At 56.6% G+C, this 26096-nt stretch carries 27 protein-coding genes; 8 read left to right on the top strand and 19 right to left on the bottom strand.

The genetic code is table 11. The features are described from left to right. Position 1: 1 nt before the first annotated feature. Both rpmF and yceD read right to left on the bottom strand, forming a co-directional pair. A complete protein-coding gene (gene rpmF, locus KTH07_RS05890) occupies positions 2-175 on the bottom strand; it encodes a 50S ribosomal protein L32 (RefSeq protein ID WP_003857964.1) in 174 nt (57 codons plus the stop codon). A 16-nt stretch (positions 176-191) separates the two neighbouring features. Continuing rightward, complete coding sequence (gene yceD, locus KTH07_RS05885) at positions 192-713, bottom strand: 23S rRNA accumulation protein YceD (RefSeq protein WP_003857966.1); 522 nt, start codon at positions 711-713, stop codon at positions 192-194. Positions 714-853: 140 nt separating this feature from the next. Here yceD and KTH07_RS05880 point away from each other — a divergent pair, with 140 nt between their 5' ends. Then, the gene (locus KTH07_RS05880) at positions 854-1438 is read left to right on the top strand and encodes a nucleoside triphosphate pyrophosphatase (protein ID WP_017693639.1); all 585 of its coding nucleotides are present in this window, start codon (positions 854-856) and stop codon (positions 1436-1438) included. A 95-nt stretch (positions 1439-1533) separates the two neighbouring features. On the opposite strand, the gene rluC is transcribed toward KTH07_RS05880, so the two are convergent. Next, positions 1534-2481: a 23S rRNA pseudouridine(955/2504/2580) synthase RluC gene (gene rluC, locus KTH07_RS05875; RefSeq protein WP_217310896.1), complete on the bottom strand. Its 948-nt coding sequence runs from the start codon at positions 2479-2481 to the stop codon at positions 1534-1536. A 570-nt stretch (positions 2482-3051) separates the two neighbouring features. Between rluC and rne the strand changes: the two genes are divergently transcribed. After that, entirely contained in the window at positions 3052-6168 is a 3117-nt protein-coding gene (gene rne / locus KTH07_RS05870) for a ribonuclease E (protein WP_023303426.1), read from the top strand. Between the two features lie 40 nt (positions 6169-6208). Here the strand turns inward: rne and KTH07_RS05865 are convergent, their stop codons facing one another. Next, positions 6209-7162 carry a LysR family transcriptional regulator gene (locus KTH07_RS05865; protein WP_017693641.1) on the bottom strand — a complete coding sequence of 318 codons (954 nt, stop codon included), beginning with the start codon at positions 7160-7162 and terminating at the stop codon, positions 6209-6211. Between the two features lie 94 nt (positions 7163-7256). Here KTH07_RS05865 and KTH07_RS05860 point away from each other — a divergent pair, with 94 nt between their 5' ends. Then, the gene (locus tag KTH07_RS05860; RefSeq protein WP_075606870.1) at positions 7257-8468 is read left to right on the top strand and encodes an MFS transporter; all 1212 of its coding nucleotides are present in this window, start codon (positions 7257-7259) and stop codon (positions 8466-8468) included. 75 nt (positions 8469-8543) lie between these two features. Here the strand turns inward: KTH07_RS05860 and flgL are convergent, their stop codons facing one another. The 11 genes from flgL to flgB form a co-directional block, all read right to left on the bottom strand. Next, positions 8544-9497, bottom strand: coding sequence for a flagellar hook-associated protein FlgL (gene flgL, locus KTH07_RS05855; protein WP_017384730.1), 954 nt, complete (start codon positions 9495-9497; stop codon positions 8544-8546). A 16-nt stretch (positions 9498-9513) separates the two neighbouring features. Then, positions 9514-11154, bottom strand: coding sequence for a flagellar hook-associated protein FlgK (flgK, locus tag KTH07_RS05850; RefSeq protein WP_017384731.1), 1641 nt, complete (start codon positions 11152-11154; stop codon positions 9514-9516). A gap of 75 nt (positions 11155-11229) precedes the next feature. Then, complete coding sequence (gene flgJ, locus KTH07_RS05845) at positions 11230-12183, bottom strand: flagellar assembly peptidoglycan hydrolase FlgJ (RefSeq protein ID WP_017384732.1); 954 nt, start codon at positions 12181-12183, stop codon at positions 11230-11232. Continuing rightward, entirely contained in the window at positions 12184-13281 is a 1098-nt protein-coding gene (locus KTH07_RS05840; RefSeq protein ID WP_017384733.1) for a flagellar basal body P-ring protein FlgI, read from the bottom strand. It lies immediately after the preceding gene. A 12-nt stretch (positions 13282-13293) separates the two neighbouring features. Continuing rightward, entirely contained in the window at positions 13294-13992 is a 699-nt protein-coding gene (gene flgH / locus KTH07_RS05835) for a flagellar basal body L-ring protein FlgH (RefSeq protein WP_003857987.1), read from the bottom strand. A gap of 57 nt (positions 13993-14049) precedes the next feature. Next, on the bottom strand, positions 14050-14832 hold the full coding sequence (gene flgG / locus KTH07_RS05830; RefSeq protein ID WP_000625853.1) for a flagellar basal-body rod protein FlgG: 783 nt from the start codon (positions 14830-14832) through the stop codon (positions 14050-14052). Positions 14833-14843: 11 nt separating this feature from the next. Then, entirely contained in the window at positions 14844-15599 is a 756-nt protein-coding gene (locus KTH07_RS05825; RefSeq protein ID WP_003857990.1) for a flagellar basal body rod protein FlgF, read from the bottom strand. A 20-nt stretch (positions 15600-15619) separates the two neighbouring features. After that, positions 15620-16828, bottom strand: coding sequence for a flagellar hook protein FlgE (gene flgE / locus KTH07_RS05820; RefSeq protein ID WP_015570832.1), 1209 nt, complete (start codon positions 16826-16828; stop codon positions 15620-15622). A gap of 26 nt (positions 16829-16854) precedes the next feature. Further along, positions 16855-17565 (bottom strand): flagellar hook assembly protein FlgD, encoded by a 711-nt coding sequence (flgD, locus tag KTH07_RS05815; protein ID WP_003857994.1) that lies wholly within the window; start codon positions 17563-17565, stop codon positions 16855-16857. A gap of 11 nt (positions 17566-17576) precedes the next feature. Further along, positions 17577-17981 carry a flagellar basal body rod protein FlgC gene (gene flgC, locus KTH07_RS05810; RefSeq protein ID WP_003857997.1) on the bottom strand — a complete coding sequence of 135 codons (405 nt, stop codon included), beginning with the start codon at positions 17979-17981 and terminating at the stop codon, positions 17577-17579. 3 nt (positions 17982-17984) lie between these two features. Beyond that, the gene (gene flgB, locus KTH07_RS05805; protein ID WP_003857999.1) at positions 17985-18401 is read right to left on the bottom strand and encodes a flagellar basal body rod protein FlgB; all 417 of its coding nucleotides are present in this window, start codon (positions 18399-18401) and stop codon (positions 17985-17987) included. A gap of 157 nt (positions 18402-18558) precedes the next feature. Here flgB and flgA point away from each other — a divergent pair, with 157 nt between their 5' ends. From flgA to flgN, 3 genes are all read left to right on the top strand, one after another. Then, the gene (flgA, locus tag KTH07_RS05800; protein ID WP_023303425.1) at positions 18559-19218 is read left to right on the top strand and encodes a flagellar basal body P-ring formation chaperone FlgA; all 660 of its coding nucleotides are present in this window, start codon (positions 18559-18561) and stop codon (positions 19216-19218) included. Between the two features lie 93 nt (positions 19219-19311). Beyond that, positions 19312-19605: a flagellar biosynthesis anti-sigma factor FlgM gene (gene flgM / locus KTH07_RS05795; RefSeq protein ID WP_003858002.1), complete on the top strand. Its 294-nt coding sequence runs from the start codon at positions 19312-19314 to the stop codon at positions 19603-19605. 4 nt (positions 19606-19609) lie between these two features. Then, on the top strand, positions 19610-20035 hold the full coding sequence (flgN, locus tag KTH07_RS05790) for a flagella biosynthesis chaperone FlgN (RefSeq protein WP_003858003.1): 426 nt from the start codon (positions 19610-19612) through the stop codon (positions 20033-20035). 59 nt (positions 20036-20094) lie between these two features. Here flgN and murJ read toward each other — a convergent pair whose 3' ends face one another. From murJ to rimJ, 4 genes are all read right to left on the bottom strand, one after another. Then, a complete protein-coding gene (gene murJ, locus KTH07_RS05785) occupies positions 20095-21630 on the bottom strand; it encodes a murein biosynthesis integral membrane protein MurJ (protein WP_023303424.1) in 1536 nt (511 codons plus the stop codon). Positions 21631-21759: 129 nt separating this feature from the next. Next, positions 21760-22683 carry a Gfo/Idh/MocA family protein gene (locus KTH07_RS05780; RefSeq protein ID WP_063161987.1) on the bottom strand — a complete coding sequence of 308 codons (924 nt, stop codon included), beginning with the start codon at positions 22681-22683 and terminating at the stop codon, positions 21760-21762. Positions 22684-22685: 2 nt separating this feature from the next. Further along, positions 22686-23336: a YceH family protein gene (locus KTH07_RS05775; protein ID WP_023303423.1), complete on the bottom strand. Its 651-nt coding sequence runs from the start codon at positions 23334-23336 to the stop codon at positions 22686-22688. Between the two features lie 9 nt (positions 23337-23345). Beyond that, positions 23346-23930, bottom strand: coding sequence for a ribosomal protein S5-alanine N-acetyltransferase (rimJ, locus tag KTH07_RS05770; RefSeq protein WP_003858007.1), 585 nt, complete (start codon positions 23928-23930; stop codon positions 23346-23348). 236 nt (positions 23931-24166) lie between these two features. Between rimJ and mdtH the strand changes: the two genes are divergently transcribed. Together mdtH and KTH07_RS05760 are read left to right on the top strand one after the other, a co-directional pair. Beyond that, complete coding sequence (gene mdtH / locus KTH07_RS05765; RefSeq protein ID WP_023303422.1) at positions 24167-25375, top strand: multidrug efflux MFS transporter MdtH; 1209 nt, start codon at positions 24167-24169, stop codon at positions 25373-25375. A gap of 99 nt (positions 25376-25474) precedes the next feature. After that, the gene (locus KTH07_RS05760; RefSeq protein WP_017384739.1) at positions 25475-26035 is read left to right on the top strand and encodes a lipoprotein; all 561 of its coding nucleotides are present in this window, start codon (positions 25475-25477) and stop codon (positions 26033-26035) included. The last annotated feature ends 61 nt before the right edge of the window (positions 26036-26096 follow it).

Genomic DNA, 26096 nt, shown 5'->3' with positions numbered 1-26096 from the left:
ATTACTTAGTGATAACCTTGCGGCCGCGGTAGAAACCGTCAGCGGTGATGTGGTGACGCAGGTGTTTCTCACCAGAAGTCTTGTCTACAGACAGGCTGGTAACTGCGGTCAGCGCGTCATGGGAACGACGCATGCCACGTTTGGAACGGGTTGGTTTATTCTGTTGTACGGCCATGGACCTTACTCCTCAATTACTTACGCTTTAAGCTGGCTAATACGGCAAATGGGTTTGGTTTTTGCGCTTCATCAGGCAGTTCCCCAAAGACCATGTCCGCCTCGGACACTTCACAGTGTTCAGAATCATGCACCGGAACGACTGGCAGGGAGAGGATGACTTCATCTTCAACCAGCGCCAGAAGATCGATTTCACCGAATTCGTTAACCTCAATCGGCTCATACGCTTCCGGGAGTGCTTCAGCCTGTTCGTCAGAACGAACCGGACTAAAACAATACGTTGTGTGAACATGCTGTACAAACGGTTTCCCGCAACGCTGACATTCGAGCGTTACCGTCACCTTTGCATCACCGGTTAACACGGCGAGACGCTGGTTGTCGATAGCGAACGACATGGAGCATTCTACATCACTGTCCACACTGACTACAGATTCGGCAATACGCTCAGCCTGATCGGAAGAATAGATTCCTTCGTAATCGAGGCGTTTTTGAGCCGTACGAACCGGATCAAGAGTCAGGGGTAATTTTACCTTTTGCATAGGGCGCGCATATTAACTTTGTAACGTCATAGAGTCAAAGAAAAAGGCAACCAGAGCTGCCTTTTGCCAATTATTCGCACACATTGCGGCCTGTAGTTTAAAATGGCTGGCATCGATACGCTATATCTGGTGATAAAAATATGCCAAATCTCGTCCTTGCTTCCACTTCACCTTATCGCCGAATGCTGCTGGAAAAGCTCGGGATCCCGTTTGAATGCGCTGCGCCGGAGGTGGATGAAACGCCACAGCCGGGCGAGTCACCGCGTCATCTGGTGACCCGTCTCGCGAAAGAGAAAGCACAGTCGCTGGCCGTACGTTACCCCGCACATCTGATTATAGGCTCCGATCAGGTTTGTGTGCTGGACGGCGAAATCACCGGCAAACCGCATACGGAAGAAAACGCCTGCCAGCAGCTGTTGCGTGCGCGAGGCGGTATCGTGACCTTTTATACCGGCCTGGCGCTTTATAATTCGGCTTCCGGTCATCTGCAAACCGAGTGCGAGCCGTTTGATGTGCACTTCCGTCATCTTAGCGAGCAGGAGATTATGGATTATGTGCGTCGGGAACGTCCGCTAAACTGTGCAGGGAGCTTTAAAAGTGAAGGACTAGGGATTGCGTTGTTCGACAAGCTCGATGGCCGCGATCCCAACACGCTGGTGGGGTTGCCGCTGATTGCGCTGTGCCAGATGTTGAGGCGAGAAGAGTGTAATCCGCTGACGATGTGATCCCTGCGGCCTGATGCCCTCACCCCGGCCCTCTCCCACAGGGAGAGGGGGCAAACATAAAAAACGGCAATATACATTGCCGTTTTACATTTACCTTAGCCGCGCAGAACTTTCAGACAGCGTTTGAGCTGCTCATCCAGCGGCGCTTCAATACGGATAACTTCGCCGGTATTAGGATGGGTAAATTTCAGCGCTGCCGCGTGCAGGAACAGACGCGACAGCCCTGTTCCCGCCAGCTGCTTATCAAATTCGCGATCGCCATAGCGGTCATCAAACGCAATCGGATGGCCCGCAAACTGGGTATGGACGCGAATCTGGTGGGTACGCCCCGTCACCGGACTACAGCGCACCAGCGTGGCGAATTCGTAGCGCTCTTCAACTTTAAAGCGCGTCTCAGACGGTTTCCCTTCCTGATTAACACGAACAATGCGCTCGCCGCTTTGCAGAATATTTTTCAGCAGCGGCGCCTGCACCACTTTCACGTGGGACTGCCACTGGCCGCGCACCAGCGCCAGGTAATCTTTCTGCATCCCTTTTTCGCGCAGCTGTTCATGCAGTGAACGCAGCGCAGAACGTTTTTTCGCCACCAGCAGCACGCCAGAGGTATCGCGGTCAAGACGGTGAACCAGTTCGAGGAAACGCGCTTCCGGGCGCAGCGCGCGTAACCCTTCAATCACGCCGAAGCTCAGACCGCTCCCCCCGTGTACCGCCGTTCCGGACGGTTTATTCAGCACCAGAATGTGGTCGTCCTCATAAAGGATAACGTCGCTCAGGGCCGCGACTTTTTGCAGCTTCGGAGAAACGACCTCTTCTTCACGCTCTGTAACACGTACCGGTGGGATCCGGACTTCATCGCCCGCCTCGAGCTTATACTCTGGCTTCACGCGTTTTTTGTTCACCCGCACCTCGCCCTTACGCAAGATGCGATAAATCATACTTTTTGGCACGCCCTTCAACTGGGTGCGCAAAAAATTATCGATACGTTGCCCCGCCTCGTCGTCGGCGATGGCAACCATTTTTACGGCTGGAGTCTCTGTTTTCATGGTTGGCGATTCTAAATAGCGTCAGACATTAGCGCCACTCATTTTTCTATGCTTATATTTACTTTTATCCGGACCACTCCCCTTTCGCGCAATCGATTTGGTGGTTATTAAACCAATCACCCCGTTGAAGTGAAGAAACTGTGAGTAACCGGGTGATAATTGGTAAAAGTCATCTTGCTATAACCCGGCGAGCAGTGGAATAATGAATCCGTTTTCCGCGTTAAATCCGGGTTTTGTAAGGATGTCGACGGAATGACCAATTTTGTCTGACCGATCATCCACGCAGCAATGGCGTAAGACGTATTGATCTTTCAGGCAGTTAGCGGGCTGCGGGTTGCAGTACTTCCCGGTATAAGGATTGTTCTCTGGAGAGTTTTCCCAGGCAATTCCCCTGATAATTGCGCTGTGTTTCCGTATGAAACACAGGCAACCGACACTCTGCGCCTCTTAAGCGAGCGACAACCGTGAGGTTGGCGACGTGAATAGACACGAGGCCATCGGTTCATACCCCGGAAAGCGTCACCTTGCCCGCAGCTTTGTCGTCAATGTAAGAATAACGAGTAAGTTACGATGAAAAGAATGTTAATCAACGCAACTCAGCAAGAAGAGTTGCGTGTCGCCCTTGTGGATGGGCAGCGCCTGTACGATCTGGATATCGAAAGTCCTGGACACGAACAGAAAAAAGCGAACATTTACAAAGGCAAAATCACCCGCATTGAACCAAGCCTTGAAGCTGCATTTGTCGATTACGGTGCTGAGCGTCACGGTTTCCTTCCTCTCAAAGAAATCGCCCGCGAATATTTTCCTGCAAACTACAACTCCCATGGCCGTCCGAACATTAAAGATGTTCTGCGTGAAGGTCAGGAAGTTATCGTCCAGATCGATAAAGAAGAGCGTGGCAACAAAGGTGCCGCACTGACCACCTTTATCAGCCTGGCAGGAAGCTATCTGGTATTGATGCCAAACAACCCGCGTGCGGGTGGCATCTCTCGCCGTATCGAAGGCGATGACCGTACCGAGCTGAAAGAAGCGCTGGCAAGTCTCGAGCTGCCAGACGGCATGGGCCTTATCGTGCGCACCGCAGGCGTCGGCAAATCTGCCGAAGCGTTGCAGTGGGACCTGAGCTTCCGTCTGAAGCACTGGGAAGCCATCAAGAAAGCGGCTGAGAGCCGTCCTGCTCCGTTCCTGATCCACCAGGAAAGCAACGTTATTGTGCGTGCCTTCCGTGATTATCTACGTCAGGACATCGGTGAAATTCTGATTGATAACCCGAAAGTGCTTGAGCTGGCTCGCCAGCACATCGCCGCGCTGGGTCGCCCGGATTTCACCAGCAAAATTAAACTGTACACCGGTGAAATCCCGCTGTTCAGCCACTATCAGATTGAATCCCAGATCGAGTCTGCCTTCCAGCGTGAAGTGCGTCTGCCGTCCGGCGGTTCTATCGTAATTGATACCACCGAAGCGCTGACCGCTATCGACATCAACTCCGCGCGTGCAACCCGTGGCGGCGACATCGAAGAGACCGCCTTCAACACCAACCTTGAAGCCGCTGATGAAATCGCCCGCCAGCTCCGCCTGCGCGACCTGGGTGGTCTGATTGTTATCGACTTCATCGACATGACCCCGGTTCGCCATCAGCGTGCGGTTGAAAACCGTCTGCGTGAAGCGGTGCGCCAGGATCGCGCACGTATCCAGATTAGCCATATCTCGCGCTTCGGCCTGCTGGAAATGTCCCGTCAGCGTCTGAGCCCGTCACTCGGCGAGTCCAGCCATCACGTCTGCCCGCGCTGTTCCGGTACGGGTACCGTGCGTGACAATGAATCGCTCTCCCTCTCTATTCTGCGTCTGATTGAAGAAGAAGCGCTGAAAGAGAACACCAAAGAGGTTCACGCCATCGTTCCGGTGCCGATTGCCTCCTACCTGCTGAACGAAAAACGTGCAGCGGTAAGCGCAATCGAAGCGCGTCAGGGCGGCGTTCGCTGCATCATCGTGCCAAACGACGAGATGCAAACCCCGCACTATCACGTGCTGCGCGTGCGTAAAGGCGAAGAGACAAGCACCCTCAGCTACCTGCTACCGAAGCTGCATGAAGAAGAAATGGCGCTGCCATCGGATGAAGAGCCTGCCGAGCGTAAACTGCCTGAGCAGCCTGCATTAGCAACCTTCATCATGCCGGAAGCCCCGCCGGAAGCGACGCTGGAAAAACCAGCGGCAAAACCTGCCGTGCAAAAGGCGGCCCCTGCCGCGCCAAAAGCGCAGCCTGAGCAGCCGGGTCTCCTGAGCCGCATCTTCGGCGCGCTGAAAAAAATGTTTGCTGGCGAAGAAGTTCAGCCTGAGCAGCCGAAAGAAGCGCCAAAAGAAGCGAAACCAGAGCGTCAGCAGGACCGTCGTAAGCGTCAGAACAATCGTCGCGATCGTAATGACCGCAACGACCGTAGCGATCGTAACGAGCGCCGTGATAATCGTTCCGAGAACAACGAAGGTCGTGAACAACGCGAGGACAACCGTCGCAACCGTCGCGAGAAGCAACAGCAGAACGTTGAAGATCGTGAAATTCGCCAGCAGGCGGGCGATGAGTCCGAGAAGAGCAAACAGCGTGACGAGCAGCAACCTCGCCGCGAGCGTAACCGTCGTCGTAACGACGAGAAACGCCAGGCCCAGCAGGAAGTCAAAAACCTGAACCGCGAAGCGCCTGTTGAACAGCAGGACACGGAGCAGGAAGAGCGTACTCAGGTTATGCCGCGTCGTAAGCAGCGTCAGCTGACCCAGAAAGTACGTGTGGGTGCTGTTCAGACGGAAGAAAACGACGTTATCGCGGTTGAAGCAGCAGAAAGCACAACGGGTACCCAGGTCGCGAAAGTTGACCTGCCCGCCGTAGTGGAAAATCAGGTTGAGCAGGACGAAAGCAGCGAAAACCGTGACAACGCAGGTATGCCGCGTCGCTCCCGTCGTTCTCCGCGTCACCTGCGCGTGAGCGGCCAGCGTCGTCGTCGCTACCGTGACGAGCGTTACCCGACTCAGTCGCCAATGCCGCTGACCGTGGCGTGCGCGTCACCTGAGATGGCATCCGGTAAAGTCTGGATCCGTTATCCGGTTGCTCGCCCGGAGCAGGCTGTTGAAGAACAGGCTGTGACCGAAGAGGTGATTGCACCGGTAGCAGCGGTGGAAGACGTCGTGACTGAAGCAGCAACCGTGGTTGAACCGCAGGTTGTTGACACGGTGGCACCGCAGGCTGTGGAAGTTGAAACGACCCATCCTGAAGTCATTGCTGCGCCGGTTGATGCCGCCCCGCAGATCATTGCCGAAGAAGATACCGTGGTGGCTGAAGAAGTCGCGGAGGAAGCTGAGCCGGTCTCCGCAGCAGAAGAACCCGCAGACGTTACCGTCGAAACGGTGACGGAAGAGGTTGTTCAGGACGTCGAGATTCAGGTTGAGCCTGTTGTCGAAGAGGTCAAAGAGGCTGAAGTGAAATCCGAGCCGGTTGAGGTCGTTGCCGCTCCAGCGCCTGCTCACGTTGCTACCGCGCCGATGACTCGCGCCCCGGCACCTGAGTATGTACCTGAAGCGCCACGCCATAGCGACTGGGTTCGTCCGGCATTCAACTTCGAAGGCAAAGGTGCTGCCGGTGGTCACAGTGCAACGCACATGGCTACTGCGCCAGCGACCCGTCCTCAGCCTGTTGAATAACGCACGCTAAGACTGAAAGCCGACCTTCGGGTCGGCTTTTTTATGGCTGTTGCAGGGGCTTTCTCATTCCGGTGACCTCCGGCATTATCTGCCGCATCAGCTCCAGAAAACGCCGCAAGCGCGCCGGATAATAACGAGACCAGGGGTAAACCAGATGTACCGGTAACGCTGCCGGCTGCCACTCTGGCAGTAGATGCACCAGTCGTCCTTCCTGAATATCATCCTGTACTGTCCAGCTGGATACCACCGCCACGCCCAGCCCGGTGAGTGCCGTATTGCGCGCCACATACAGGCTGTCGGTACTCAGGCGTGGCGTAATGGTAACCCGCGCCGGGGCAGATGATGCATCGAGGAAAAGCTCCACATGACGTTGATAAAAAGAGCTGATGGCAATCCAGGGAAGCTGCTGCAAATCTTCCGGCGTTTTAACCGCGGGATAACGGGCCAGTAATTCCGGTGAAGCCACCACCGAGCGCGGCACTTCAGCCAGCAGCACGGACACGGTTGCCGGATCGACTTCCACACCCACCCGAATAGCACAGTCAAGGTTGTCGCCGAGGAAATCAACCGAGCGATCGTTGAGCATCCACTCAACAGAAAGCTGGGGATAGCGCTGTAAAAATTCGGTTAACGGTTTCAGAAGCTGATCCTGGCCAAACGCGTGCGGGGCGCGCACCCTCAGCACCCCAACCGGTTCATCTTCCGTCTGCCCTACCTCGTCTTCCAGCGCCAGCCAGCTGTCAATCACCCGTCGGGCATGCTGATAGCAGCGTTCGCCGTCATCGGTCAGCCGGGTCGTATGGGTTGTGCGCAGCATCAGGCGTACTCCCAGCATGGTCTCAAGCGACTGCAACCGTCGGCTCACCGTGGCCTGGGTTGTTGCCAGCTGACGTGCCGCCGCAGAAAGAGACCCCGCCTCCACAATGCGAACAAACGTTCGCATCAGTTCTACCCGATCTATACGCTCAGACCTTTTCATACCATTTTTACCCATACGCCGCACGTATAAGCGTTTTACCACCGCGCCCGCTACCGTCGCAAGGCGTACTGATAAAAAATAGCCGCACACAACGAATGAGGAACATCTTATGAACACAACCACCACCCGGGCCGTAAGCCGCTGGGTAATCTTAATGCTGGCGCTCGGTGCGGGCTTTAGCGTGGCATCCATCTATTATGCCCAGCCTCTGCTGCCGCTGATGGGCTCAGACCTGCATCTGAGCATCGAAGGCATGGGCATGGTCCCGACGCTCACCCAGGCGGGTTATGCCCTGGGCATCCTGTTTCTGCTCCCGCTCGGCGATCGTCATGACCGCAGAACGCTGATCCTGATAAAAAGTGCGGCCCTGGCGCTGTTCCTGCTGGGTTGTAGCCTGACCGGACAACTGCACTCCCTGCTGCTCACCAGCCTGCTGATTGGCATGGCCGCCACCATGGCGCAGGATATTGTCCCGGCCGCAGCGATCCTCGCGCCGGAAGGTAAACAGGGAAAAACGGTCGGCACGGTGATGACCGGCCTGCTGCTGGGGATTTTGCTCTCCAGAACCGTCAGCGGCGTGGTCGGTGAAGCCTTTGGCTGGCGGGTGATGTATCAGCTGGCTGCTGCAAGCATTGCCTTTGTCGGCGTGGTGATGTGGGCCGTACTCCCACGTTTTGCTATTCACTCCACGCTGAGCTATCCCGCGCTGATGCGTTCCATGGAGCACCTGTGGCGTCGTTACCCGGCACTGCGTAGCGCGGCGCTGGCTCAGGGTTTTCTGTCGATTGCCTTTAGCGCATTCTGGTCAACGCTGGCGGTCATGCTGCTGGAACGGTATCACCTTGGCAGCGCCGTAGCGGGTGGATTTGGTATTGCCGGAGCCGCTGGTGCGCTGGCTGCACCGCTGGCAGGGGGTCTGGCAGATAAGCTGGGCGCCGGTAAAGTGACCCAGCTGGGTGCCGCGCTGGTGACCCTCTCGTTTGCCCTGATGTTCCTGATGCCGGCACTGGGTGTACACGGTCAGTTGATCCTGATTGCCCTCTCAGCGGTCGGTTTCGATCTCGGCTTGCAGTCCAGCCTCGTGGCCCACCAGAACCTGGTCTACAGCCTTGAGCCGCAGGCCCGCGGACGCCTGAACGCCCTGCTGTTTACCGTCATTTTCATCGGAATGGCGCTGGGTTCGGCATTAGGCAGCAATATCTATACGCTGGCAGGCTGGTCTGGCGTGGTGGCTCTGGCAACCCTGTGTGGTGCCATTGCGCTGGCTATCAGAGTGATTGAAAGCGCCCGGGTGCTGTCCGCACAGGCAGAAAGTGTGTAAAAAAAATGCCCAACCCGGACGGGTTGGGCAGTCAAAACATGCCCAGTTTCAAGACATGTCAAACAGGTCAGAGTCTTATTTGTTCATCTGGAACAAAGACATACCCTGCATATCGCTAAAGGCTTTATACGAGGCCTGCAACGCCGCCTGCTGCATGGTGTAGGACGAAATCACCGAGTTCCAGTCCACGTCAACCAGGTTACTCATCTGCTGCGTCTGACCCAGCGCGCGGTCTTCACCCAGAGCGTCCAGCTTGCCCAGCTCATCCAGCTTGATGCCGAGGTCGGCGCGCACGGTCAGCACGTTGTTGAGGGAGTTGCTCAGGCCACGGTTGGCTTTATCAATAGCCGCCGTAAACGCCTCGGCTTTCGTTTCGTCCTCCCCAATCGGCGTATTCAACGCTTCAATTGCGGAGTCGAGGATCTTGAACAAATTCGTTTCCGGCGCACTACCATCTGGCTCTGGCTTGGCATTGCTGGTGAAGCTATCGAAAACTTCAGTGCCCGTATGGCTAATTTGCATCGTGCGCGCGGAGTCAACCTGCTGGCTGATTGGCGTTCCGCCGCCCTTATAATCACCCGTCGCCTGGTCGAAAGCCGCCGCTTCGGTCTTGTAACCGGAAAAAATATAGCGACCGTTACCGTCCGTGCTGTTAGCCAGGTTCATGAGCTGATCGCGAATACCTTGCAGGTTTGTGGCCAGCGAAGCGCGGTCATCGTCACTTAACGTACCGTTGCCCGCATTGACAATCTTTTCCTGAGCAGCCTGGATGGCGGTTGTCACTTGCGATAACACGTTCTCTTCCAGCGAGACTTTCGTCGTAGCGAAGGAGCGTGCCAGCGCATACTGGCTGTTTTGCGTTTGAGCCTGAGAGAGCACAACGGCCTGCGAGGCGGCAATCGGATCGTCAGACGGACGGTTGATACGCTTCCCCGTAGACATCTGCTCGCCGTAGCTGAGCCAGAGACTTTGGGAGTTCGTCACGCCGCGCATGCTTTGCTCATACATCATTTGAGTACTAATACGCATTTTTTATGCCTCAGCCTTAGCGGATATTGATCAATGCATCAAACAGCGTGCTCGCCGTTTGCAGCACCTGCGCATTCGCCAGATAGTACTGCTGATAGCGTTGCAGGTTGCCATACTCTTCATCCAGGTTAACCCCGGAGATTGACTGCTGTTGTTTGGTCAGCTGCGTCACCACGTTAACTTTGGTTTCGCTGCTGGTTTTCAGCGACGCCGTGGTGCTGCCCACCGTACTGACCAGCGCGGCATAAGCATCGTTAAAGGTTTTGTTCCCTCCCACCAATTTGGCGCTCTGTAAATCCAGCAGCTTCTGGCCATTGGTATTGTCGCTTTCACCGCTTCCTTTCGCGGAGGCCATCGCCAGTTTGGATTCGTCGCTGATCGCTACGTCCATATTGACAATGACGTCATTCACCGGTTTGACGATGAAACTGTCTTTATTATCGGCTGAGCCGCTAATCTTAACGTTGAGACCATCAAACGACAGATTACCGCTGGCGTCAGGCTTGGCCGTGAAGCTGGTGTTGTCCGACAGACGCGTGATTGTCCAGTCAGTACCGTTGTACTCGACTTTATAGTTTGTCGCCTGGACCTTTGTACTGTCCGTCATCGTGGCCGTAACGGACGCGCTTCCGGTGTTTTTACCGTTACTCAGCACTGCCGGCGAGCCAAAATCAAACAGCTTGCCGCCTGCATCCCCGTTGGCATCAAAGCCAGCCTGGTGCTGGGTATTCATGGCATCCGCAAACGCCAGCGCCATCTGGTTAAGGGTGTTTCGCGCCTGATCCAGATCCTGAGAACGGAACGTTAACAGCCCCCCAAGCGACCCCGTGGTGATCTGTTTTTCTGAGATCTCCACGTTGCCCGCTGCGGTATCCACATACGCAATTGTTGTACGCGCTGGGTCCGCACTGGATTTCACCGCCGCCAGCTGGCTGGCGTTGCTGCCCTGTACCAGGGTGTAACCGTTGGCGATAGAGATGTTGTAGGTGCCGCTGTCCTGTACGGTGACGTCCACACCGACAATCTTGTTCAGTTCACTCACCAGCTGATCGCGCTGATCGAGCAGTTCATTCGGGGATGCGCCCGCACCGACGCCAGTCAGCCGGGAGATCTGATCGTTAAGATTGGCAATCTGTTTCGCGTAGTTATTGATCTGATCGACGCTGGTAGAAATCGCCGTATTGACCTGCGCATCCTGATCGCGGAGATATTGATCGTTGGTTTTAAACTGGTTTACCAGACCATCCGCCTTCCCGAGTACCGTCTGGCGAGCAGCCGGATCTTCTGCGTTACTCACCAGCGTTTGCAGGCTTTTAAAGAAATCCTGGAGGTTGGCAGAAAGCGAGTTCGTGGTATCAGAAAGCACGTCGTCAATTTTTGACATCTGCTGGTAGCGCGTGGTCAGCCCACTGCTCTGGTTCTGCGCCGCGCGCAGCTGGTTGGTGATAAACGCATCATATTCACGCTGAACACCGGAGACATAGACCCCGTTACCCACCCAGCCACCGCCGGTCAGGGTGCTGTTTGATGCCCCCAGAATGGTGGTCTGGCGGGTATAACCTGCCACGTTGTAGCTTGAAATATTATTACTGACGGTATTGAGTGCCGACTGCGCAGCACTGAGGCCACTCATGGCGCTGTTAATCAAACTGGACATGGGGGTTCCTTTTATACGTTCAGACACGAGTCCTGATGAAGGTTATCGGCAACCTCCACCGGGACTTGAGAACTTTCAGAACAGATTTTCGAGATCTGTGCTATACGCTTTGCTGACCTTCTCAGACATGGATTTCAGCTGCTGGATCATGCTGGTCAGCTTGCGCGCATAGTTTGGATCGGTCGCGTAGCCAGCATTCTGCAATGCCTGAGCGCCCTGCTCTGGCGTGGCGGCCTGGGTCACGGCGGTGTAGCGCGGATTCCGGCTCAGCAGCCCGACATAATCCGACAACGCTTCCAGATACGAGCTGTAGACGCGGAATTTGGCTTTCACCTTCACTGCCGCACCGTTCTCATATTCGGTGGTGGTGATCTCGGTGGTCGGCCCTTTCCAGCTGGAGGTGGCCTTCACGCCAAAGATGTTGAAGCTCGGCTCACCGTTCTCCCTGCGGATCTGACGTTGCCCCCAGCCCGACTCCAGCGCCGCCTGCGCCAGAATCAGATGGTGCGGCACGCCGCTCTCTTCACTGGCAAGACGCGCCGGCAGGGAGAGCTGCGCCAGGAAGTCTTTGCTGTCGCCGGAGAGCGGCTCGTCACGCGTTTCTGCCGGCTTCGGCATCGCCTTACGCACCATCTGCGTCAGCGCCTGATTTTGATAACTGGTCACCTTTTCCAGATCAAACTTCAGCGGCACCTGCGGCGGGGCCTCTTCAGGCGGGAGCCCCTGAGCGGCTGCGGTCTGCTTCACAATCATGTCCGCCAGGCCGAGCCCCTTTCCGGCGGTCATTTGCTGGGCAATCTGCTGATCGTACATGCTGGTGTAAAGCCGCGTGGAATCGCTGCTGAACATGCCATCTTTCGGCAGGGTTTCACGCATGCTTTTCAACATCATTTGTACGAACATGCCTTCCACCTGACGGGCCACCGGGCGGATATTCGCCGCCGGATCCTTGCCCGCTTTGGTTTTCAGCTCGTTGAGCGACTGGGCATCCCAGGCGGCACTGGTCAACAGTTTGCTATCGGTCAGCATTTAGATGATTTCCAGTCTGGCGCGCAGGCAGCCTGCACTTTGCATGGATTGCAGAATGGACATCAGATCCATTGGCGTTGCACCCAGCGCATTCAGAGCACGCACCACGCTGTTCAGGTTGGCGCTGGAGCGCACGCTCTGCAACGAACCGCCGCTCTGTCGTAAATCAATCTGCGTTTGCGGGGTCACTACCGTCTGACCGCCACCAAACGGGGTATCCGGCTGGCTGACGTTGGCCGAGCGGTTAACCGTGACGGAGAGATTGCCCTGCGCCACGGCGCAGCTGTCCAGCGTCACTTCGCGGTTCATCACCACCGAGCCGGTACGGGAGTTGATAATGACTTTCGCATCCTGCACCGGCACGTTCACTTCCATATTCTGGATATCGGCCAGCAACCGCACCTGGTTGCTGCTGCCGGTTGACGTGCGGATCTGCACGGTACGGGCATCCAGCGCGGTGGCGCTGCCGTAGCCCCGGCTGCGGTTGATGGTGTCAGCGATCTGCTGCGCCATCGTAAAGTCTTCGTTATTCAGTTGCAGGTTAATGGTGTTGCCGGTGCCGAACTGGGTCGGCAGCTCACGTTCGATGATCGCGCCGTTGGTAATACGTCCCCCGTTCAGCTGGTTCACCTGCACGCTGCTGCCGCCCGCCGACGCGCCTGCTCCGCCAACCAGAATGTTGCCCTGCGCCAGAGCATACACCTGGCTGTCGACGCCTTTCAGCGGCGTCATCAGCAACGTACCGCCGCGCAGGCTTTTGGCGTTACCCATCGACGAGACAACCACGTCGATGGTCTGCCCCTGACGCGCAAAGGCCGGATAAGACGCGGTCACCATCACGGCCGCCACGTTTTTCAGCTGCATGTTGGTCCCGGCCGGTACGGTAATACCGAGCTGCGAGAGCATATTGTTCAGGCTCTGGGTGGTGAACGGCGTCTGGGTCGTCTGGTCACCCGTCCCATCCAGCCCCACCACCAGGCCGTAGCCAATCAGCGAGTTTTCGCGCACGCCCTGCACGCTGGTGAGATCGCGTATGCGATCGGCCTGCGCAACGGTAGCGACCAGCGACAGCGCCACGGCGAAGAGAAATTTATACATAGGTCACCTCGCTTACATCGGCGATAAGTTAAGGAAGAAGCGTTGCAGCCAGCCCATATTTTGCGCTTCGTTGATGTAGCCGTTGCCGACGTACTCAATGCGCGCATCCGCCACCTGGGTGGACGGTACGGTATTGGTGCCGCTGATGGTGCGAGGGTTAACCACACCGGAGAAGCGAATGAATTCCGTACCCTGGTTAATGGCGATCTGTTTTTCGCCCACCACGTGCAGGTTGCCGTTCACCAGAACCTGGTCAACCGTAACCGTCAGCGTTCCGCTGAAGGTGTTGCTGGCGTTCGCACCACCTTTACCGTTAAAGGTGTTGCCGCCGGAGGCTTCCACATCCGCACGGGCGTTGCCGAACAGCCCTTGCAGATAGCGCGGCACGGTGTCGAAGCCAAAATTGGTTTTGCCATCGCGGCTGGCGTTCGCCGACGAGCTCTTACTCGCACTGACGTTTTCCTGCAACACAATGGTCAGCGTATCGCCAACGTTACGCGGACGACGGTCTTCAAACAGCGGCTGATAACCGTAGTTAATCGGCTGCGCGGTCTGGAAAATAGAGCCGTTCACCACCGGCGCGGGGCCGGGAACGGGTTGGGCGGTAGTCGCACCCTGTACCAATGGTTTAGACGGGATCCAGGCACACCCGCTGAGGGTGACGGCCAGAACAGTCAGGATCGGATAACGAAACGCCGCGTTTTTTTGCATTGCCTTCATCTTCGAAAACAGGGAGCCGGTGCGACGTTTACCGCACCGGGCTACACCTTAGAGTTGCGTCAGTTTTTGCAGCATCTGGTCGGTCGTCGACACTGCTTTACTGTTAATTTCATAGGCGCGCTGGACCTGGATCATATTCACCAGCTCTTCCGCCACGTTAACGTTCGAGGTTTCCACATACCCCTGATACAGCAGCCCCGCCCCGTTCAGGCCCGGGGTACTTTCATTTGGCGTGCCGGAAGACTGCGTTTCGGTGTAGAGGTTCTCGCCGATGCTTTCCAGTCCGGTATCGTTCATGAAGGTGGTCAGGTTGAGCTGTCCAACCTGGACCGGCGCGGCCTGACCTTGCTGAGTGACGCTGACGATGCCGTCACGACCAATGGTGATACTCAGCGCGTTCGCCGGTATGGTGATCGCAGGCTGAACCTGGAAACCGCCCGCCGTCACCAGCTGGCCGTTCTGATCCACCTGGAACGAACCATCGCGGGTATAGGCGGAGGTCCCGTCAGGCAGCTGCACCTGGAAGAAACCCTGACCTTTAATGGCAACGTCTTTACTGTTGTTGGTCTGGGACAGGTTGCCCTGGCTGTGCAGACGCTCGGTGGCGACCGGGCGCACGCCGGTACCAATTTGCAGACCGGACGGCAGCGTGGTTTGCTCAGAAGACTGCGCCCCTGGCTGACGAATCGTTTGATAAAGCAAATCTTCGAAAACCGCACGCTGGCGCTTGAAACCATTGGTGCTGACGTTTGCCAGGTTGTTGGCAATCACATCCATATTGGTTTGCTGTGCGTCCAGACCGGTTTTCGCGATCCATAAAGAACTGATCATAGGGAGTCCTGTTAACTCATAGCCAGAAGTTGGTTAGCCTTGCCTGCGTTTTCATCGACGCTGCTGATGATTTTCATCTGCATTTCGAAGCGGCGGGCGCTGGCGATCATGTCGGTCATGGCTTCCACCGGTTTGACGTTACTGCCTTCCAGCACGCCGGACATCACGCGGATGGTCGGGTCGGCCTGTAACGTGGCGCCACGCGTGGCCTGCGCCGCCTGGGTCAGACGGAACATCCCGTCATCGCCACGCTGCACTTCGTTGCCTTCCGCTTTCACCAGCTTCAGACGACCGACAGGCGCAACGGTGTTCGCCGGGTCGCCCGGGTTTAACGCCGAGATCGTCCCGTCTGCCGCAATGGTCAGCTCTGACCCTTCCGGCACCGTCAACGGACCGGCTTCGCCCATCACCGGATGCCCCTGAATCGTCAGCTGCCCGGTGGCGCTCACCTGGATATTACCGTTGCGGGTATACCCTTCCCCGCCGTCAGCCGTTTGCACCGCCAGCCAGCCGTCCTGCTGAAGGGCAACGTCCAGCGGACGCGCGGTGTAATCCATCTGACCTGGCGTCATGTCGGCGCCCGGCGTGGAGGCGGTGACCAGCGTACGCGTGGGCAATGACAGCCCTTCTACCGGCACCGCACGCAGCGCGTTGAGCTGCGCACGAAAACCTGGCGTGGAAGCGTTCGCAAGGTTGCTGGCGGTAACAGCTTGCTGATTGAGCGTCTGGCTTGCTGCGCCCATCGCTGTATATATTGCGTGATCCATTGCGCTTTCCCGTCAGCTGCTTAACGCAGGTTAACCAGCGTGTTGAGGATCTGATCCTGGGTTTTGATGGTCTGCGCGTTGGACTGGTAGTTACGTTGCGCGACGATCATGTTCACCAGCTCTTTACTCAGATCGACGTTGGAGGCTTCCAGCGCGCCGTTAGTCAGCGTGCCGAAGTTACCGGAACCCGCGGTTCCCAGCAGGGCAACCCCGGAAGACTGCGTGGCAGACCAGACGTTATCCCCTTCGGATTTCAGGCCTTCGTTGTTGGCGAAGTTTGCCAGTACGATCTGGCCCAGCACCTGGGTCTGTTCGTTCGAATAGTTACCGACAACGGTACCGTCATCGTTGATCTGGTAGCTCACCAGATCGCCCGGCTTATAGCCGTTCTGGCTCGTCGCCACGATGTTGTTCGCACCGGTGTTTTGCTGCATGGAGTTGGCGAAACTCATGTCAAACGTGGCTGGCGTCGCGCCCGGAACGGTGCCCGTTGTGATCTTGATATCATCGCCACCCGTCAGCACACCACTCTCGTTAAAGGTCAGCGTGGTTGCCAGTTTCGCTGCATCTCCCGCTACGCTGCCGTCCTGCGAATACACTTTCCAGGAGTTAGCTGGCGTCTCGTTTTTGACATAAAACAGGTTCATGTTGTGCGCATTACCCTGACTGTCAAACACCGTCACGGTGCCTTTCTTGTTGTAAGAGTCAGGGTTGGACGGATCGAAGGCGACGGTTGGCGCGGTATCGGTGGAGTTCAGGTTGATCTGCTGAGAGGCCGTGGTGGTGGACTTCGCCGCCATCAGCGTCGTTGGGATGGAGATCGCCTGCGGATTCGCACCGGTTTGCACCGTAGGCGGCGTGCCGGCAACCGGATAACCGGTTAACTGAAGCCCCTGCATGTTCACCAGGTTACGGTTTTCATCCAGCTTGAACTGGCCGTTGCGGCTGTAGAACACGGAACCGTTGGCATCCACCATACGGAAGAAACCGTTCTGGCTGATGGCGACGTCCAGACCGCGACCGGTGTTGGTGGTCGTCCCGTCGGTGAAGTCCTGGGTGATACCCGCAACCTTCACGCCCAGGCCCACTTTAGAGCCTGCAAACATATCTGCAAAAGACGCAGAACCGGATTTAAAACCATAGGTCGCGGAGTTGGCGATGTTGTTGCCAATGACGTCCAGGTTGGTGGCCGCAGCATTCAGGCCGCTGACCGCTTGAGAAAAGGCCATGACTTACTCCTGATAAGTATGAAGGCTTAGATAATCTGCCGAACTTCGTCGAGTGTGGTGGTACCGGAGGTACCCAAATCCAGTTTGTTGCCATCGCTACCTTTGATGACGCCCTGAACCAGGGCAAACTGTAGCGGCTGAGCCACCAGCTGAGTGGTGCCGTTGCTGGCGCTAATCGCAACCTGATACGAGCCGTTAGGCGCTTTAGTGCCGTCGGTCAGGCTGCCATCCCAGGTAAAGGTATGAACGCCCGCTTTAAGCTCGCCAATCTCAATCGTGCGCACCACATTGCCGCTGGCGTCTTTGATTGTGGCGGTGACTTTGTCGGCCGGCTGCTGCAACTCAACGCCAAACGGCGTCGTGGTGGTGGTGGACGTGCCATCGGTAGTGCTGGTGCCCGCCAGAATCGTGGTCCCCGGGATCATCACCCCGTGACCGATCAGGTTGGCGGCCTGCAAGGACTGGCTGTTATCGATTTGACCGGAGACCGAGCCGAGCGTGGTGTTCAGTTTCTCAATGCCGCTGACGGTACTGATCTGCGCAAGCTGCGTGGTCAGTTCGTTGTTCTGCATCGGATTGGTCGGATCCTGATTTTTCAGCTGCGCCACCAGCAGGGTCAGAAAGCTACTCTGTAAATCGGAGGCATTGCTCCCGGTGAGAGAGCTGGAACCGGTCGCACTGCTGGTGCTGTTGACGCCGGTATTTGTCGGGTCATTCACGTTTACGGCGATGGACATGCGTGTCTCCTTTACTGGCCGAGAGTGAGTGTTTTGAGCATCATGCTCTTCACGGTATTAAGCACTTCGACGTTTGCCTGGTAGCTGCGCGACGCGGACATGGAGTTCACCATCTCCCCGACCACATCCACGTTCGGCATTTTCACGTAGCCGCTGGCATCCGCGAGCGGGTTGCCAGGCTCGTAAACCAGCTTGTCGGGTGCCTGGCTCTCAACCACGTCCGCCACTTTTACGCCGCCCGTTGCCGCACCCGGTGCAGCATCAACCTGGAAGACAACCTGTTTAGCGCGATACGGTTGCCCGTCAGGGCCGGTCACGCTGTCGGCGTTGGCGAGGTTACTGGCGGCCACGTTCAGTCGTTTGGACTGCGCCGTTAATGCCGAACCGGCGATATCAAAAATATTCAGCAAGGCCATTTACTAATTGCCCCCCTGTAGGACGGTCATCATGCCTTTAATTTGCCCGCCGAGTAGCGTCAGACCTGTCTGGTATTGCAGGCTGTTATCGGCAAACTGTGTGCGCTCCCGGTCCATGTCGACGGTATTGCCATCAAGTGAGGGCTGATCGGGAATACGGTAAAGCAGGTCGGTCGTTGGCGCGGTCATCGCCTGAGCGGGAATATGACGTGAGGATGTCAGGGCCAGTGAGACACCCGTTCCTTCGGCACGTCCACGCTCCATCACTTTTTTGAGTTCACTGGAAAAATCAATATCGCGCGCCTGATACCCGGGGGTATCCGCGTTGGCGATATTGGCGGCTAAAATCTCCTGCCGCTGGGCGCGTAAATTGAGCGCTTCCTGCTGAAAACGTAACGCGGCGTCGAGTTTATCGAGCATGTCTCCTCCGCTGATGAGAAAATTTCAGTTCACAGCTTAAATCTCACCCCGTCTCCCCTATCGACGGAATAAGCGCAAAATGCGTCGCTATTTGTTGCGTTGATGGAAAACCACCGCGGGTAGAATTTGCTAAATTCTGGACATGGTGGAACATGCGATGCGGACTTTTAAACGTGGCCTGGCGGCGACCCTACTGCTTTTAAGCCCTCTGGTGCAGGCTGAGGGGTTAGAGGACCAGCTCAATGCATTCTTTGCGCAGAAACTGGCCGGTTTCAGCGATGACGTACGCGTGACCGTGCGCTCCCCGCCTAACCTTTACCCTTCCTGCGAAGCCCCGTCATTTAGCGTGACCGGCAGCACCCGCTTATGGGGCAACGTGAACGTGCTGGCGCGTTGCGCCAATGAAAAACGCTACTTACAGGTTGCGGTTCAGGCGACGGGCAATTATGTTGTCGCCGCCGTTCCCATTCCCCGGGGCAGCCTGCTGCAACCTGACAGCGTAACGCTGAAGCGAGGCCGTCTGGATCAGCTTCCACCGCGGACGATGCTGGATATCAACCAGGCTCAGGAGGCGGTCAGCCTGCGCGATGTCGCTCCTGGACAGGCGATACAGCTATCCATGCTGCGCCAGGCGTGGCGGGTGAAAGCGGGACAACAGGTGATGGTGGTCGCCAATGGCGAAGGCTTTAGTATCAACAGTGAAGGAAAAGCGCTGAATAATGCCGCAGTGGCGCAAAATGCCCGGGTCAGAATGTCCTCAGGCCAGGTGGTCAGCGGCACGGTCGGTCCTGATGGGAATATTCTGATTAACCTGTAATCTTTTTAAAGATTTCGCGGCGACTGCCGATAAATATTCAACAAATGATGATGTCAGGCGCAAACGCCGCGAACCCTCGATGAGGACAACACTATGAGCATTGATCGTACATCAGCCCTGAAGCCGGTTAGCACTGTACAACCTCGCGAAACGAATGAGGCTGCCCCGCAAAAAACGCGTCTGGAAAAAACGTCGACGGCTAACAGCACCAGCGTCACGCTGAGCGATGCGCAGTCGAAGCTGATGCAGCCAGGCAGCAGCGATATCAATATGGAACGTGTTGAAGCGCTGAAAACGGCTATCCGTAACGGCGAACTGAAAATGGATACCAGCAAAATCGCTGATGCGCTGATTCAGGACGCACAGAGTTTCCTCCAGAGTAACTAACCGTATGAGTCGACTGTCAGAAATACTGGATCAGATGACGGTGGTCCTGAACGACCTGAAAACGGTGATGGATGCAGAACAGCACCACCTCTCTTCTGGTCAAATCAACGGCAGCGCGTTGCAACGCATAACTGAAGATAAAAGCTCGCTGCTGGCGACCCTGGATTATCTGGAAAAACAGCGACGCGCTGAGCAAGACGCGAAACGCAGCGCCAATGATGAGATCAACGAACGCTGGCAGACCATTACAGAAAAAACCCAGCATCTTCGCGATCTTAACCAGCATAACGGCTGGCTGCTGGAAGGACAGATTATCCGTAATCAGCAGGCGCTTGAAGTGTTAAAGCCCTATAAAGAGCCGGGGCTGTACGGTGCGGATGGTCAGACGGCCACGGCACGTATCACGGGTGGGAAAAAGATTTCGATTTGACGCAGTAGCGGCACGTCATGAAGCGGGGAGCACCTTCTGGTGAACTCCCCTTTTGGCGTTTATACCGTGCGGCGGGTGAACTCTTTCACTTTGAAGCCAAGCACCGCCAGCGTGGCAAAGTACGCCACCACACCGACCACCACCACGGCCATCAGACGCATCAGGCGGTAAGGCATGGTGCCCTGCGCCCACTCAGGCATGACATACAACATGCCAACCAGCGCGGCCGCCATCACCACTACCGCAATCGCCAGACGCAGCAGGAAGCTTGCCCAGCCCGGCTGCGGTGTGAAGATATCCTGCTTGCGCAGCTGCCAGTACAGCAGCCCGGCGTTCAGACAGGCCGCCAGACCAATCGACAATGACAGCCCCGCGTGTTTCAGCGGTCCAATAAACGCCAGGTTCATCAGCTGCGTCATGATCAGCGTCACAATGGCAATCTTAACCGGCGTTTTGATGTCCTGACGTGAATAGAAACCGGGCGCAAGCACCTTCACGACAATCAGCCCCATCAGCCCCACCGAGTAGGCTACGAGCGCACGCTGGGTCATAGCGGCATCAAAGGCGGTGAACTTTCCATACTGGAACAACGACACCGTCAGCGGTTTCGCCAGGATCCCCAGCGCCACCGCGCTTGGCAGCGCCAGCAGAAAACAGAGACGCAGGCCCCAGTCCATCAGGCGGCAGTATTCATCGTGGTTGCCGCTGGCGAAACTTTTCGACAGCGACGGCAGCAGAATAGTCCCCAGCGCCACGCCCAGCACCCCGGATGGAAACTCCATCAGACGATCGGCGTAGTACATCCAGGACACCGAGCCCGACACCAGGAAAGAGGCGAAGATGGTATTGATGATCAGCGAGATCTGGCTAACGGACACGCCGAGTATCGCCGGTCCCATCTGTTTGATAACGCGCATTGCGCCCGCATCTTTGAAATTAATGCGCGGCAGAACCAGCATGCCGATTTTTTTCAGGTGCGGAAGCTGGTAAGCAAGCTGTAACACGCCGCCGACGGTCACGGCCCAGGCCAGCGCCAGCACCGGTGGGTTAAAATGCGGCGCGGCGAACAGCGCAAAGCCAATCATGCTGACGTTGAGGAACGTGGGGGCAAAGGCCGGAACGGAGAAGCGGTTCCAGGTATTCAGGATGGCACCCACCAGCGACGCCAGCGAAATCAGCAGAATATAGGGGAAGGTTATACGCAGCAGTTGGGTGGTCAGGGTAAATTTATCCGCTGTGTCAGCAAAACCCGGCGCCGTCACCATGATCACCCAGGGCGCTGCCAGCATCCCCAGGACGGTCACGATCGCCAGCGCCAGCGTCAGTAATCCGGAAACGTAGGCCACAAAGACGCGGGTGGCATCTTCGCCCTGTTTGCTTTTATATTCTGCGAGGATCGGAACAAATGCCTGTGAAAAGGCCCCTTCGGCAAAAATACGGCGCAGCAGGTTTGGCAGCTTAAAGGCGACGAAAAAGGCGTCAGTCGCCATCCCGGCGCCAAAAACCCTAGCCACAATGGCATCGCGCGCAAAGCCAAGCACGCGGGAAAACATGGTCATCGAGCTGACGGCCGCCAGCGATTTTAATAAGTTCATTAACGTGAAGTTCCACAACCCTACGGATTTCCAGGACGGGCAAGCGTTAGCGCCACCCGGCAAAGCCAACAAGCGGCGCTTAGTCTAACCGGATTTCAACGAATTACTATCGGCAGATGTTACAACGCGTTATTCCGACATGGCTTCGCGCCAGAGTCGTTCCACAATGCGCTGCGCCAGAACAGCCTGCTCCCCGGACGTTTCAGGAACCGTCTGATTCTGCACGCAGGTGATGAAGTGACGCGCGCAGCCCACAAAGCCACGCTGCTCCAGGGTGCTTTGCCAGCCGGGAACCGGTAACGCGACCACGCCATTGCCCTTCTCTTCCCGCCACTCTCGCATATCGGTGACGTCATACAGCGCGCCATCCGTAACGGCCTGCACGGACTCGCGCTGGCTGCCCGCCCGACGATGCATGCTGGTCGTCACCTGCAAATGCTCAACGGCAAAATGATGTTCGGCGTAAACCATCTCACCCTGCTCGTTGGTCAGCAGCGTGCCGCTTTGCAGCTGGGCTTTTCCGTTACTCAGCCACAGGGCCGTATCCACGACGTGGAGATAATCATCCAGCAGCGTGAAGCGCAGGTCGTTAGGCCCCACGCTGTCGGTACGGTGCTTATCCATACGCAGAGAGGCGAACGAGCCGGACTGCGCTTTAAGCTGCTGATAGAGCGGCGCAAAACGGCGGTTGAAGCCGACCATCAGCGTCAGCTTTTTACGCGCGGCCAGCTCAATCAGTCGTTCAGCATCCTGTACATTTTCCGCCAGGGGTTTATCCACGCAGACGTGAACGCCTGCGTTCAGCAACTCGCTCACCACCTGGTAGTGCGTCGCGGTTGAGGTATGCACAAATACCGCATCACATTCACGGGCTAAATCCTGTAGCGAACCGGCATAAGGGATGCGCCAGGTTTTGCAGATGCGCTCTGCTTTCTCGCGGGTGGGCGACCACGCCCCTTGCAGCGTCCAGTCGGACGCGGCGCCTAAAACGGGCAGCCAGGCTTTTTGCGCGATCCCTCCCAGCCCCACAACACCAATGCGTAATGTTGTCACGATTAATCTCCCAGATGTGCGAGTAACGCATCCAGACGCTGCTTCAGCCCGGCAACCTCGTCTTCCAGGGCCGCCACGCGCGCGTTCAGGCTGTCGTTTGATGCTGGCGTGTCGGATTCTACGGCCAGCGCAGAGGGCTCAACGTCGCCGCTAAAAAGGTGCATGTAGCGGCTTTCACGCTTGCCCGGCTCGCGTGGCAGACGCACCACGTAAGGACCGTCCTCGCGTGAGGCTAATCGCTCCAGCGTCTGTTCAACGTCCTGCATATCCTGAAACTCATGCATGCGGGAGGCGCGCGTGCGCAGTTCACCCGGCGTCTGCGCCCCGCGCAGCAGCAGCGTGGTGATCACTGCCACTTCCGCGGCACTGAGTTTTAAATCGCCAAATTCGGAATTACAAAAGCGCTGTTCATATTTAGTGACGCGATTACCGAAGCCGCTGACGGTGCGCAGGTAGTGGCGCTTCACCAGCTCATCAAGGATATCCTGCACCTCGTGCTCGCCAAGGTTCATCACCGGCTCACGGTTCGTCTTCTGGTTGCAGGCCATCGTGACGGAATTCACGGACAGAGGATACTGTTCCGGCGTGGTGACCTGCTTTTCCAGAAGGCAGCCGACCACGCGCGCTTCGGCGCCATTTAACTGATATTTCATTTTTTCTCCTTAACGACCCGCGGTCCACTCCTGGGTGGTGAGCGCGGTGAGCACATGGTCCCGCCACTCGCCGTCAATCAGCAGATAATCTTTGGCATAGCCCTCTTTCTCAAACCCCAGGCGGGCCAGCAGATCGCCGCTGCGCTTATTGTGCGGCATGTAGTTGGCCATAATGCGATGGATATGTTGCGTGCGCTGCATGTAGCGAATCGCCGCCGTCAGCGCCTCAAACATGAGCCCCTGCCCCTGCCATTTCTGACCGATGGAATACCCGAGGTAACAGGCGTGAAACGACCCGCGTACCACGTTTGAAAAATTGGCAATGCCAACGATCTCTTTCTCTTCCGGATCGAGAAGCGCGAAATAAAACGCACTTCCCTGTTTATGAAATTCCGCAATCATACTGAGGCGCGCCTGCCAGCCAGAGGGGTAGCAGTGGCTCTCGTCCCGAACGGGTTCCCAGGGTTTTAAAAACTGGCGATTCTCGGCGTAATAATCCGCCAGACGCCAGGCATCACGCTCATGCACCAGACGAACGACCAGCCTGTCCGTCGTCAGACGCACTTTTGGCACATTACTGCGATAGCCAAACATCGTTACCACTCCTTCCCGTCGCTTCTGCTCTGCCTGTTAGCTTTACTATACCTGCGCCTGTGCCTTCTGTGAAAACAGTGACATACCATTTTGATCGCTTTTCACATTTTTCGATGAGAACTCTCTATCAAAGCACCTTTTTGATAAAAAAATATTGTCGCCAGCGGGTATGGGAAAAAGCCCGGCGACACCGCAGAATGTTAGCGTGCTCACCTTTTATTTTCCCTGGAGGGAAAATGTCCCGCGTATCACAGGCCAGGAGCCTGGGTAAATATTTCCTGCTCGTCGATAACATGCTGGTCGTGCTCGGCTTTTTTGTCGTTTTTCCGCTTATATCGATTCGTTTTGTCGATCAAATGGGCTGGGCGGCATTGATGGTCGGGATCGCGCTGGGTCTACGCCAGTTTGTACAACAGGGTCTGGGCGTGTTTGGCGGCGCAATAGCCGACCGCTTCGGCGCGAAACCGATGATCGTCACCGGCATGCTGTTACGTGCGGCGGGATTCGCCACCATGGCAATCGCTCATGAACCCTGGCTGCTGTGGTTCTCCTGTTTCCTTTCCGGGATTGGCGGCACCCTTTTCGACCCACCGCGTACCGCGCTGGTGGTTAAGCTTATCCGTCCGCAACACCGGGGGCGCTTCTTTTCGATTTTGATGATGCAGGACAGCGCTGGCGCGGTGGTGGGCGCCCTGCTGGGAAGCTGGCTGCTGCAATACGATTTCCGCCTGGTCTGCGCCACCGGCGCGGTGTTGTTTATTCTCTGCGCGCTGTTTAACGGTCTGTTTCTGCCCGCGTGGAAGCTGTCGACGGTGAAGGCGCCTGTGCGGGAAGGGCTTGACCGCGTGCTGAGCGATAAACGCTTCGTCACCTATGTGTTAACCCTGACCGGCTACTACATGCTCGCCGTGCAGGTCATGCTGATGCTGCCCATTATGGTTAACGATATTGCCGGCACGCCGGCAGCGGTGAAATGGATGTATGCCATTGAGGCCAGCCTCTCTCTGACGCTGCTCTATCCGATTGCCCGCTGGAGCGAGCGCCGTTTCCGGCTTGAGCACCGTCTGATGGCCGGGCTGTTGCTGATGACGCTGAGCATGATGCCCATCGGCCTGGTGAGTTCGCTTCAGCAACTGTTTATGCTCATCTGCACCTTCTATATTGGCTCAATCATTGCCGAGCCAGCCCGTGAAACGCTGAGCGCGTCACTTGCCGACGCCCGGGCCCGCGGCAGCTACATGGGCTTCAGCCGTCTCGGGCTGGCGCTTGGCGGCGCACTGGGTTACACCGGTGGCGGCTGGCTGTTTGATGCCGGAAAAGCGCTCCATCAGCCGGAGCTGCCGTGGGTCATGCTCGGCATGGTCGGCTTTATGACGCTGATTGCCCTCTGGTGGCAGTTCAGTGATAAACGCAGCACCCGCGGGATGCTGGAGCCTGGCGCCTGACCCTCTTTCACTATCAGTTTTTTCTGCTGGTTTCTGTTGGATCACCCTGACATACTGGCGTATCAGGACAGATGCGCCGATTTTATGTTGAGGAACGCCATGAAAAAGATCGTTATTGCCGCTGCGTTAATTGTCAGTGGTCTGCTGGTGGGATGTAACCAGCTTACGCAGTACACCGTCAGTGAGCAGGAAATTAATCAGGCGCTGGAAAAACATAATAACTTTTCAAAAGATATCGGCGTGCCCGGCCTTGCGGATGCGCATATCGTCCTGACGAATCTCGCCAGCCAGATTGGGCGCGAGGAGCCTAACAAAGTCACCCTTTCCGGCGATGCCAGCCTCGATATGACCTCGCTCTTCGGCAATCAGAAAGCGGATATCAAGCTGAAGCTCAAGGCGCTGCCGGTCTTTAATAAAGAGAAAGGGGCCATTTTCCTGCAAGAGATGGAAATCGTCGATGCAGTTGTGACGCCGGAAAAAATGAAACCGGTGCTGCAAACGCTGATGCCGTATCTCAACCAGTCGTTGCAGAACTACTTTAACCAACAGCCTGCCTATGTTCTGAGCGAAGACAAGAGCAAAGGCGAATCTCTGGCGAAAAAATATGCCAAAGGGATAGAGGTGAAACCGGGTGAAATCATCATCCCTTTCACCGACTAAACACTCCGGGCGCTCAGGCGCCCGTTTTTTTTAACGGAATAGTGTGCAAACGAAAACGTTT

Source organism: Enterobacter cloacae complex sp. ECL72 (assembly GCF_019056635.1).
GTDB lineage: Bacteria > Pseudomonadota > Gammaproteobacteria > Enterobacterales > Enterobacteriaceae > Enterobacter > Enterobacter hormaechei_C.
This window is presented reverse-complemented; position numbering and strand designations above follow the sequence as displayed.

What these genes read in the sequence shown, in the direction of transcription:
- rpmF (WP_003857964.1), bottom strand. Translation starts at nt 175, where the DNA reads ATGGCCGTACAACAGAATAAACCAACCCGTTCCAAACGTGGCATGCGT.
- yceD (WP_003857966.1), bottom strand. Translation starts at nt 713, where the DNA reads ATGCAAAAGGTAAAATTACCCCTGACTCTTGATCCGGTTCGTACGGCT.
- KTH07_RS05880 (WP_017693639.1), top strand. Translation starts at nt 854, where the DNA reads ATGCCAAATCTCGTCCTTGCTTCCACTTCACCTTATCGCCGAATGCTG.
- rluC (WP_217310896.1), bottom strand. Translation starts at nt 2,481, where the DNA reads ATGAAAACAGAGACTCCAGCCGTAAAAATGGTTGCCATCGCCGACGAC.
- rne (WP_023303426.1), top strand. Translation starts at nt 3,052, where the DNA reads ATGAAAAGAATGTTAATCAACGCAACTCAGCAAGAAGAGTTGCGTGTC.
- KTH07_RS05865 (WP_017693641.1), bottom strand. Translation starts at nt 7,162, where the DNA reads ATGGGTAAAAATGGTATGAAAAGGTCTGAGCGTATAGATCGGGTAGAA.
- KTH07_RS05860 (WP_075606870.1), top strand. Translation starts at nt 7,257, where the DNA reads ATGAACACAACCACCACCCGGGCCGTAAGCCGCTGGGTAATCTTAATG.
- flgL (WP_017384730.1), bottom strand. Translation starts at nt 9,497, where the DNA reads ATGCGTATTAGTACTCAAATGATGTATGAGCAAAGCATGCGCGGCGTG.
- flgK (WP_017384731.1), bottom strand. Translation starts at nt 11,154, where the DNA reads ATGTCCAGTTTGATTAACAGCGCCATGAGTGGCCTCAGTGCTGCGCAG.
- flgJ (WP_017384732.1), bottom strand. Translation starts at nt 12,183, where the DNA reads ATGCTGACCGATAGCAAACTGTTGACCAGTGCCGCCTGGGATGCCCAG.
- KTH07_RS05840 (WP_017384733.1), bottom strand. Translation starts at nt 13,281, where the DNA reads ATGTATAAATTTCTCTTCGCCGTGGCGCTGTCGCTGGTCGCTACCGTT.
- flgH (WP_003857987.1), bottom strand. Translation starts at nt 13,992, where the DNA reads ATGCAAAAAAACGCGGCGTTTCGTTATCCGATCCTGACTGTTCTGGCC.
- flgG (WP_000625853.1), bottom strand. Translation starts at nt 14,832, where the DNA reads ATGATCAGTTCTTTATGGATCGCGAAAACCGGTCTGGACGCACAGCAA.
- KTH07_RS05825 (WP_003857990.1), bottom strand. Translation starts at nt 15,599, where the DNA reads ATGGATCACGCAATATATACAGCGATGGGCGCAGCAAGCCAGACGCTC.
- flgE (WP_015570832.1), bottom strand. Translation starts at nt 16,828, where the DNA reads ATGGCCTTTTCTCAAGCGGTCAGCGGCCTGAATGCTGCGGCCACCAAC.
- flgD (WP_003857994.1), bottom strand. Translation starts at nt 17,565, where the DNA reads ATGTCCATCGCCGTAAACGTGAATGACCCGACAAATACCGGCGTCAAC.
- flgC (WP_003857997.1), bottom strand. Translation starts at nt 17,981, where the DNA reads ATGGCCTTGCTGAATATTTTTGATATCGCCGGTTCGGCATTAACGGCG.
- flgB (WP_003857999.1), bottom strand. Translation starts at nt 18,401, where the DNA reads ATGCTCGATAAACTCGACGCCGCGTTACGTTTTCAGCAGGAAGCGCTC.
- flgA (WP_023303425.1), top strand. Translation starts at nt 18,559, where the DNA reads ATGCGGACTTTTAAACGTGGCCTGGCGGCGACCCTACTGCTTTTAAGC.
- flgM (WP_003858002.1), top strand. Translation starts at nt 19,312, where the DNA reads ATGAGCATTGATCGTACATCAGCCCTGAAGCCGGTTAGCACTGTACAA.
- flgN (WP_003858003.1), top strand. Translation starts at nt 19,610, where the DNA reads ATGAGTCGACTGTCAGAAATACTGGATCAGATGACGGTGGTCCTGAAC.
- murJ (WP_023303424.1), bottom strand. Translation starts at nt 21,630, where the DNA reads ATGAACTTATTAAAATCGCTGGCGGCCGTCAGCTCGATGACCATGTTT.
- KTH07_RS05775 (WP_023303423.1), bottom strand. Translation starts at nt 23,336, where the DNA reads ATGAAATATCAGTTAAATGGCGCCGAAGCGCGCGTGGTCGGCTGCCTT.
- rimJ (WP_003858007.1), bottom strand. Translation starts at nt 23,930, where the DNA reads ATGTTTGGCTATCGCAGTAATGTGCCAAAAGTGCGTCTGACGACGGAC.
- mdtH (WP_023303422.1), top strand. Translation starts at nt 24,167, where the DNA reads ATGTCCCGCGTATCACAGGCCAGGAGCCTGGGTAAATATTTCCTGCTC.
- KTH07_RS05760 (WP_017384739.1), top strand. Translation starts at nt 25,475, where the DNA reads ATGAAAAAGATCGTTATTGCCGCTGCGTTAATTGTCAGTGGTCTGCTG.